This window comes from Promicromonospora sp. NPDC060204 (genome assembly GCF_042728455.1).
Taxonomy (GTDB): domain Bacteria; phylum Actinomycetota; class Actinomycetes; order Actinomycetales; family Cellulomonadaceae; genus Promicromonospora.
In genome coordinates this window covers 1-9,164 of the sequence record NZ_JBHWZO010000255.1, presented here as the reverse complement: position 1 = coordinate 9,164, position 9,164 = coordinate 1, and the positions used below count along the sequence as shown (strand labels likewise).

6 protein-coding genes are annotated in these 9,164 nt (G+C 73.8%); 2 read left to right on the top strand and 4 right to left on the bottom strand.

Annotated features, from left to right (window positions below; genetic code table 11):
* Positions 1-66: 66 nt before the first annotated feature.
* Positions 67-1,896: a 2-isopropylmalate synthase gene (leuA, locus tag ACFWEJ_RS23985; protein ID WP_377231693.1), complete on the bottom strand. Its 1,830-nt coding sequence runs from the start codon at positions 1,894-1,896 to the stop codon at positions 67-69.
* A 257-nt stretch (positions 1,897-2,153) separates the two neighbouring features.
* Positions 2,154-4,298, bottom strand: a complete 2,145-nt coding sequence (locus ACFWEJ_RS23980) for a hypothetical protein (protein ID WP_377231692.1) — start codon at positions 4,296-4,298, stop codon at positions 2,154-2,156.
* Between the two features lie 223 nt (positions 4,299-4,521).
* Between ACFWEJ_RS23980 and ACFWEJ_RS23975 the strand changes: the two genes are divergently transcribed.
* Positions 4,522-5,289 carry a 4'-phosphopantetheinyl transferase family protein gene (locus ACFWEJ_RS23975; protein ID WP_377231691.1) on the top strand — a complete coding sequence of 256 codons (768 nt, stop codon included), beginning with the start codon at positions 4,522-4,524 and terminating at the stop codon, positions 5,287-5,289.
* Positions 5,290-5,360: 71 nt separating this feature from the next.
* Here ACFWEJ_RS23975 and ACFWEJ_RS23970 read toward each other — a convergent pair whose 3' ends face one another.
* Entirely contained in the window at positions 5,361-7,007 is a 1,647-nt protein-coding gene (locus tag ACFWEJ_RS23970; protein ID WP_377231690.1) for an alpha/beta hydrolase family protein, read from the bottom strand.
* Between the two features lie 77 nt (positions 7,008-7,084).
* Positions 7,085-7,690: a PadR family transcriptional regulator gene (locus ACFWEJ_RS23965; protein ID WP_377231689.1), complete on the bottom strand. Its 606-nt coding sequence runs from the start codon at positions 7,688-7,690 to the stop codon at positions 7,085-7,087.
* Positions 7,691-7,775: 85 nt separating this feature from the next.
* Between ACFWEJ_RS23965 and ACFWEJ_RS23960 the strand changes: the two genes are divergently transcribed.
* Positions 7,776-9,002 (top strand): FAD-dependent oxidoreductase, encoded by a 1,227-nt coding sequence (locus tag ACFWEJ_RS23960; RefSeq protein ID WP_377231688.1) that lies wholly within the window; start codon positions 7,776-7,778, stop codon positions 9,000-9,002.
* Positions 9,003-9,164: the final 162 nt, after the last annotated feature.

Here is a 9,164-nt window from a genome sequence, read left to right as displayed (position 1 = left end):
GTATCTGCGGGTTTCCGGCCGGAAAACCCGCAGATACCCAGCACTCAACGAGCGGCCGGGCGGGAGTTAGGACGCCGCGCGCTCCGCGCGGTTGACGGCCGAGACGATCGCTTTCAGGGACGACAGCGTGATCGACGGGTCGATGCCCACGCCCCACAGGACGTCGTCGCCCACCGCGCACTCGACGTACGCCGCCGCGCTGGCGTCGCCGCCCTCGGACAGGGCGTGCTCGGTGTAGTCGAGCACCCGTACGTCCACGCCCACCTGCGCGATCGCGTTCACGAACGCGTCGATCGGGCCGTTGCCCGTGCCGGTCAGGGTCAGCTCCTTGCCCCGGTCGGTCACGTCCACCTCGAGCGTGTCCTGCGCGCCCTCGGCCGAGACGGCGCGAGTACCGCGCAGCGTGAGCCGGCCCCAGTGCTCCAGGCCGGACGACGCGTTCTCCTCGACCGGCAGGTACTCGTCGGTGAAGATGCGCCAGATGTCCGCGCCGGTCACCTCGGTGCCCTGCTCGTCGGTCACCTTCTGCACGGCGTGCGAGAACTCGATCTGCAGCCGGCGCGGCAGGTCCAGGTTGTGCTCGCTCTTGAGCAGGTAGGACACACCACCCTTGCCCGACTGCGAGTTCACGCGGATCACGGCCTCGTACGACCGCCCGACGTCGCGCGGGTCGATCGGCAGGTACGGCACGCCCCAGTCCAGGTCGTCGACGCCCACACCGGCGGCCTCGGCCCGCCCGGCCATGTGCTCGAAGCCCTTCTTGATGGCGTCCTGGTGCGAGCCCGAGAACGCCGTGAACACCAGGTCGCCCACGTAGGGGTGCCGCTCGTGCACCGGCATCTGGTTGCAGTGCTCGACCGTGCGGCGGATGCCGTCGATGTCGCTGAAGTCGATCTGCGGGTCGATCCCCTGCGAGAACAGGTTCATGCCCAGGGTCACCAGGTCGACGTTGCCGGTGCGCTCGCCGTTGCCGAACAGACAGCCCTCGATGCGGTCGGCACCGGCCAGATAGCCCAGCTCGGCGGCCGCGACGGCCGTGCCGCGGTCGTTGTGCGGGTGCAGCGACAGGATGACGTTCTCGCGGTGGGCGAGGTGCCGGCTCATCCACTCGATGGAGTCCGCGTACACGTTGGGCGTGGCCATCTCGACGGTCGCGGGCAGGTTGATGATGACCTTGCGCTCCGGCGTCGGCTCGAAGACCTCGATGACCTCGTTGCAGATGCGGACCGCGAACTCCAGCTCCGTGCCGGTGTACGACTCCGGGGAGTACTCGTAGTAGATCCGCGTGCCGGGGACCGTCTCCTCCAGCTTGCGGCACAGCTTCGCGCCGTCGAGCGCGATGTCGACGATGCCGTCCTGGTCGGAGCGGAACACGACCTCCCGCTGCAGCACGGACGTCGAGTTGTACAGGTGCACGATCGCCTGCTTGGCGCCCGTGATCGACTCGTAGGTGCGCTCGATGAGGTGGGCCCGGGCCTGGGTCAGCACCTGGATCACCACGTCGTCGGGGATCCGGTTCTCGTCGATCAGCTTGCGGACGAAGTCGTAGTCGGTCTGGCTCGCCGACGGGAAACCGACCTCGATCTCCTTGTAGCCCATCTGGACCAGCAGCTCGAACATGCGCAGCTTGCGCTCCGCGTCCATCGGCTCGATCAGGGCCTGGTTGCCGTCCCGCAGGTCCACCGCGCACCAGCGCGGGGCCTTCTCGATGCGCTTGCCCGGCCAGGTGCGGTCAGGCAGCTCGAGGCTGATCTGCTCGTGGAAGGGCCGGTACTTCTGCGTTGGCATGCCCGACGTCTGCTGCGGGTTGTCCTCGATGATCCCGCCTGCTGCGCCGTGCACGGTCGTCTCGTGAACTCCGCCGGGGGTGGTGGCGGTGATGCTGTTCTCCATCATGTGTCCTTCGCTCGGTGAGGTTGGCCGGCACACCAAGCCTCCGCGACGAGGGACCGGCCTGTCTAGGCCTCGTCGCGGCAGCGAAGGAGAAGGATCACCGTCAGGCGCACGCCGTCACTGTACCCCTCGTCCGGACCGCGGGCGCCAGTCACGCCCACGATCCGGACCTGACCCCACGTGCAGGAGCGACGCGCCGCGCACACATGCCAGACGTACGGGTCACCGGAGCGACCTGTACGTCTGACATTTCGGAGGGGTCAGCGGCGGCTGCGGAGGGCCGCGTCGACCTGGGGGTCGCCCAGGGCGCCCAGCCAGTCCAGCAGCGCCGGGTACGTCGACGGGTTCGCCGCGACCTGCGGGCGCAGGTGCGGGGCCTCCTGGACGATCTTCGCCAGGTCCGCGAGCGGCGTGGCCGGGTCGAGCGCGACGGCGGGGGTCCACCGGCCGCCGACGGGCGGCAGCACCGCGGTGTGGCCCGACTCGGAGCCGTAGTCCGACGCCGCGGCGCCCTGCGCACCCTGCCCGGTCACGACCCGGCGTGTCGGGTGCTCCTGGCCCTCGTCGGGCCCGGTCGAGCCCTCCGCGGCGGCCTGCTGGCCGTTCCCGACGGGCCGGATGCGCGCGGTCGGGTGCGCGGTGGGGTGCGCCGTCCGCTGGGTGTCCGACGCCGGCTGTGCCGCCACCGGCGTCGCGCCTGAGCGGACCGGGGGCATCGTCGCTGTCGCGTCGACCGGCGCGGCCGCCGCCGGCAGGTCCTCGACCGTCCGCATCGAGCCGAGCGAGACCTCGCCCGAGACCGGCTGCGCGGGCTGCGACGCCTGCACGGGGGCCACGCCGCGCTGCGCGGCGCTGGCACCCGCGACGGTCCGCACGGCACCGGTCGAGGTGACGCGGCGCGGCTCGGCGGGACGCCGGAGCTCCGGCGCGCTGCGCACGGGCTCCTCCGGCAGGGTGACCGGCGGGGCCTTGTCGCCCTTCGGGCGCGGCGGGGCCCACACGTAGGCCTGCGTGCGGTCGACGTCGGCCTCGCCGCCGATGCCGGCGGTCTGGAAGTGCTCACGCACCGCCTTGGGCACCATCAGCGCGCTCGCCGCGACGATGGGCAGGGCGAGCGCCATGAGCAGGTCGCCGAGGTTCACGCCCAGGCTCGCGCCCGACGTCGCGATGACGACGACGAGGCCCAGCACGCCCGCGACGCACGCGGCGCCGACGGCGGGCACGTGGCCCGTGTTGGGGTCGCGCTTGAGGGAGCGGCGCGCGAACCAGGCGATCCCGGCCACGACGACGCCGAGCACGAGGCGCAGCACCAGCGTGACGCCGGCGCCGGACCCGATGAAGCCGGGGTCGATGAGCTGCACGAGCGCGGCCAGCGCGCTGCACACCGCGAGCAGGACGATGACGTCGAACGCCCGGATCGCCACGCGCACCCAGACGCCGGCGGCGTGCTCGGTGCTCTCCTCGGCGTCGGCCGCCGCGGGGTCGCGGCGCACGGCGGGCGAGCCCGCCACGGCGGCGGCGAGCGGGAGCAGCACCAGGCCGAACCGGCTCGGGTCGGTGACGCCGGGCTGCATGGACTCCATGCCGGTCAGCGCGCCGCCGGAGGTGAAGACGAACAGGAGCGCGAGCACGATGCCGACGGCGACGAGCACCAGCCGGGACGGCCGGTCGTGCCGCACGGTGCCGCCCACCAGCAGCCACACCAGGCCGAGCGAGAGCGCGAGCCACACGGGCGCCAGGAGCCGGTCGCCCAGGGTCGCGCCGTCGGCGAACTCGGCGAGCAGCGTGGAGATGACGGCGCCCAGGGCGATGAGCGCGCCCACGCCGGCGAGGCCGAAGCGCCAGGCGCGCACCACGGCGCCGTCCTGGTCGACGGGCCCGAGCTCGCTGTCGCGCGGGGTCGCGGCGAGCGCCGCGCCGGCGAGCGCGAGGCCCAGGCCGGTGCCGACGCCCGCGCCGCCGCGCAGGTCGAGCACGAGGTGGACCAGCCCGATCACGGCGAGCGGGAGCCCGGCGATCAGGCGGGCGCGGCGCGTCGAGTGCACGGTCCACGTGACGGGCAGCACGCCGAAGCGCGCGAGGTAGGGCAGGGTCAGCGAGGCGAGCGACAGCGCGACCGCCAGCACGACCTCGACCCGGTCCGCCGAGCGGTCGGCGAGGTTCCACGGGAGGGCGAGCGACACGAGCAGGGCGAGCGCGGCGATGGCGTCCCGCACGTAGTCGGCGGCCGCGATGTTCGCGAACGGCCGGACCTCGCCGGAGTCCTCGGCGGCGGTACCGGGCCCGGTCTCCGGGGCGAGCGTGGCGACGTGCTCGTGGCCGAGACTCTCCGTCGGCGCGCCGTTGGCGTCGTCCGCACCGGCTGCCGAAGTTCTCTCGTCACGCTCCGAAGCGTGCTGGTCCATCATCCGTTCACTCCTCGATAACGCCGCTGGTCGAGACTGGGGAAGTGTGGCTGGCGGCGCTGGGGCCCACCACGTTTCTACCCGTTGGGTACCGGCTCTGTCAGGCCGTGGCACGGCGAGTCCGGTCACACCTGTATTTCTGCGCACGTCCATCACATCTGGTGTGCGTGCGACATCCGCCGTCGGCGACAGCCGGCAGCACACCGAGGTCACAGGAGAACGCATGGACCCAGCAGCCGCACCGGCACCCCGCACCTGCGAGGTCTGGCTCGTTCCGGTCCGACGCCGCGAAGCCTGGACGCGCCTGCTGACCGTACCGGATCGGGAGCAGCTCGTGGGCCTGGACGCACTGGCCGGCGACGTCCACCTGACGTCTCGCGCGGCGCAGCGGCTCATCCTGTCTCGGTATCTCGGCGTCGCCCCGGAGGAGGTCGTGGTGGAGCGCGGGTGCGACCGGTGCGGCGACCCGCAGCACGGCCGGCCGCACGTCGCGGGCGCGGCGCTCGACTACTCGGTGTCGCACACGCGCGCCTGGGTGCTGGTCGCCGTGGTCGGCGACGGCCGGGTGGGCGCGAACCTCGACGCCCGGCCCGCGGACCGGGACCTGGACGACCTCGCGGCGGCCGCGCTCTCGCGCGCCGAGCACCATGCCTGGCGCCGTCTCCCGGCCCGCGACCGCGCGGACGCGCTGCTCGCGTCGTGGACGCGCAAGGAGGCGACGACGAAGCTCACGGGGCACGGCCTGGCGATCCCCCTGCGGGACCTCGACGTGACCGGGCCCCGCCCGAGCCTGGTCACGGCCGACCCGTCGGTCCGGCTCCCCCACCCCCGGCCGTACCTGACGCACGTGCCCGCACCGGCTGGGTACAGCGCGGCGCTGGCGACGACCACGCACGTGGACCAGGTGCGGCACCTGCGGCTGCCGGACGAGATCCCCGACGCCGCCCCGGCCCGCCGGCTGGCGGGAGCGGCGGTCCAGGTCGGCTACTGACGCCGGTTCACCAGGCGTTCAGCGACCACGAGCAGAGCCGGTGCGGTCGTTTCCGGCCTGTTGAACCGAAGTCAGATTCCCAGCTGGTACGCACCCCAGTAGGCGAGGGTGACCAGCAGCGCCGTCGCGCCCAGCACCGTGAGCCAGAAGCCCGTCGAGACCACGGCGACGGCGGCGCGGTGGGGACGGTGCGGCTCCGGCCGGACGGCGTCCGCCAAGCCCGGGTCGACGTCCGGCGGCACCGGGCCGGCGCGGCCGGCGTCCGCCGGGCCTCGGTCTGCCACCGACAACCTCAGGTCGCGCACGCGGTTCAGCAGCAGCGCGGCGGCGACGACGGCGACCAGGCCCAGCAGCCGCACCGCGATCCAGCCGCCCTGCACCACCAGGGCGTTCTTCTCGTAGTCCAGGGCCAGCCGCGCGACCGCCCCGAGGTAGGCGGCCAGGCCGAGCATCGTCGCGACCGACCCGACACCCAGCCCCGTCAGGGGTGCGCGCAGCCCCCGGGCGAGACGGACGCCCGGGCGGCCGGACCGCCGTCGGGCAACGCCGCCCGCGACGGCCACGCCGCCCAGCAGCAGCGGACCCACGACCAGCAGACCGCCGGCGGTGACGACCACCCCGACCAGCCAGTCGCCGTCGCCGTACCAGTGCGGCTGCGGCACCGGGTTCGCGAGGTAGAGCTGCTCGGGCTGCGCCCCGGCGACCTGCGGCGGGGCGGACGCCGTGGCCGGCAGCCCCAGCACCCAGTCGGCGACGTCGCGCGCGAAGTCCGGGTGCAGCACCAGCCCGCCGGGCGTCTCCACGTTGATGCCGTGGTTGGCCCGCTCGTAGAACCGCACCGTCACGTCGTCGGCGTCGGCCAGGAGCTCGCGCGTGCCCTGCTCCAGCGGCATCGAGGCGTCGTTGGTGCCGAAGACCGCGAGGATCGGGTCCTCCTGCTCCCGGAGCCAGGGGCGGACGTCAAAGTCGGCGTACTCGAACCCGCCGCCCGGCACCTTCATGCCCACCGCACGCGGGATCGCCCGGAACACCCCGCCGGGCACGTCGGTGTTGCGCAGGTAGTTGTCGACGGCGTAGGCGGCCTGCTGCCGCGGCGGCACCACCGGCGCCGAGACCAGGACCTGGAACGCGAGCCGCGGGTCGTCCACCATCATCACCGGCGACACCCACGCGCCCTCCGACTCGGCGTACAGGCCCACGTCGTCCGGGTCCACGCCCGGGACCTCCCGCAGGAACCGCACCGACCACGAGTAGTCGCGCGCCATCTGCTCGTAGTCGCGGTGCCGGGTCGAGTAGTTGTCGAGCCGCTTGTCCGGCACCAGCGTCGTGATCCCCGCGCTCGCGAGCGCGGTCGCGGCCAGCGTGAACGCGTCGGTGGCCTTGCCGGTGCCCGCACCGTGCACGAACACGATCCCGGGACGGCCGGTGTCCCCGCCGGCACCGTCACCGGCATCGGGGTCGCCCGCCTCCACCGGTTCGCGCAGCAGCCCGCCCACCTCCCGGCCGTCGGCCAGCGGGATGGTCACCGCGGTCTCGCGGACCTCGAAGTCACCGGGTTCCCCGGCATCGGGGTCGGCACCCCCGATCGCCGTCGAGGAGGTGGCCATGTGCAGGTGCTCGGTCACCGGTTCCGGCTCCCAGGCGGGGCCCGCGACGGCGCCCGTGACGGCCAGCGCGACCAGGATCGCGGCGGAGGTGGCGACGGTCCGAAAGAACACCTTCGGATGCTACGCCCGGCGCCCCGTTCCCTCGATCCGGAACACGCCCCGAGCAGGCGGATCACCCGGACGCGACCTCACACCGGCGGGCGCGAGTCCAGCATCTCCTGCGTGTCCCACGTCAGCGCCCCCGACCGCAGGTCGGCGACCACGCCGCGCACCCAGTCCAGCTCCGCGCGCGTGGTGACCAGGAGGTGCTCGTGCTCCAGCAGGAGCACGCGGGGCAGGCCCCACTCCTGCGCGTCGGCGGCCTCGCGCTCGGCCGCGGCCAGCGCGGCCTCCAGCGCCGTGACGCGCTCCGCGAGCCGGTCCCGGACCAGGTCCGGCCCGGTGATGGCCACCACGGCCAGCACCGCCCGGAACTCGGGGAACTCGCGCGCGGGCGTCGCGAGCGCCGCGTCCATCCAGCGGCGCAGGGCCGCGGAGCCGTCGGGGGTCAGGGCGTAGACGATCCGGGCCGGGCCGGCGTCGGCCGCGAGCTTCTCGTGCACCTCGATGAGGCCGTCGCGCAGCAGGCGCTCGATCGACTGGTAGACGCTGTTGCTGCGGGCCACGTTGACGACGTCGTCCTTGCGCCGCGTCTTGATCAGCCGCTGCATGCGGTAGGCGTGCATCGGCTCCTCGGCGAGCAGCGCGAGCAGCACCATGGCGAGCGGGGAGCGCGGCCGGGAGTCCTGGGTCACGGCGCCCAGCCTAGGCGGCGGGGTGGCAGCTGCTTGTTGACGAGACACCTTGCCATCTTATGGTTAGCCATTTTATGGTGAGTACATGAGAGCGATCATCATCGGAGCGGGCATCACCGGACCCGTGACCGCCATGGCCCTGCAGAAGGCGGGCATCGACGCCGAGATCCACGAGGCCTACGGCCGCACCGCGGACGGCGTCGGCGCCTACCTCACCCTGGCACCGAACGGGCTGGCCGCCCTGCGGGTGCTCGACATCGACCACCGCGACCTCGGTGGATTCGACACGCCCGCGCTGGAGCTGCGCGGGTCGAACGGACGACTCCTGGCCCACCTCGGGATGGGCCGGGACGACGACGCGGGCACGGTCAGCCAGACCGTCCGGCGATCCGACCTCTACGTCCGGCTGCGCGACGAGGCCGTGCGCCGGGGCATCCCGATCCACTACGGCAGGCGGCTCGTCGACGCCGCGGCGGTCGGGGCGGGCACCGACGCCGGGGCGGCGGGCGCGGGCGGCGTCGTCGCCTCGTTCGCCGACGGCACCACCGTCGAGGGCGACCTGCTGATCGGGGCCGACGGCCTGCACTCGCGCACCCGGGCGATCCTCGACCCGGCCTGCCCGCCGCCCCGCTACACCGGGCTGCTCAACACGGGCGGCTACGCCTCGGGCATCTCGGTGGACGGCCCTGTGGGCGTGTTCACCATGATCTTCGGCCGACGGGCCTTCTTCGCCTACGTGAACCGCGGCCCGGGCGACGTCTGGTGGTTCGCGAACGTGCCGCGCGCCCGCGCGGCGACCGACGCCGAGCTCGCCGTCTGGACCCCCGACCGGTGGCGCGCGGAGCTGGTGCGCCTCTTCGCCGACGACGCCGGACCCGCGCTGCGGATCCTCGCCGCCACGCCGGAGATCATCGCGCCGTGGAACACGCTCGACCTGCCGAGCGTGCCCGTGTGGCACCGCGGGCCGATCGGGCTCGTGGGCGACGCGGCGCACGGCATCTCGCCGACGTCCGGGCAGGGCGCCTCGCTCGCGATCGAGGACGGCGTGCTGCTCGCCCGGTTCCTGCGCGACCACGGCGACCCGGCCGGCGCGTTCGCGGCCTTCGAGGCGGCCCGGCGCACGCGGGTCGAGCGGCTGATCGCCCAGGCGAAGCGCACCTCGAACCAGAAGATCCCGAACCCGCTGACCCGGGTGCTGCGCGACCGCGTGATCCTGCCGCTCGTGAGCCGCGCCGCGGCCCGCACCACGAACGACTGGGTCACGGACTACCGCATCGACTGGGACGCCCCGGCCGACCGCCTCCCGGCGTGACCACAGCGCCGACCCCCGGCGGCCGCCCGAGCCGCCCACCCGCGGCGTCCACCCGAGCCGCCCACCCGAGCCGCCCACTCGAGCCGCCCATCCACGGCGTCCACCCGATCACCTTTGAGGCCCTGGTTTCTCCTCTTTCAGCCGCCTGAAAGAGGAGAAACC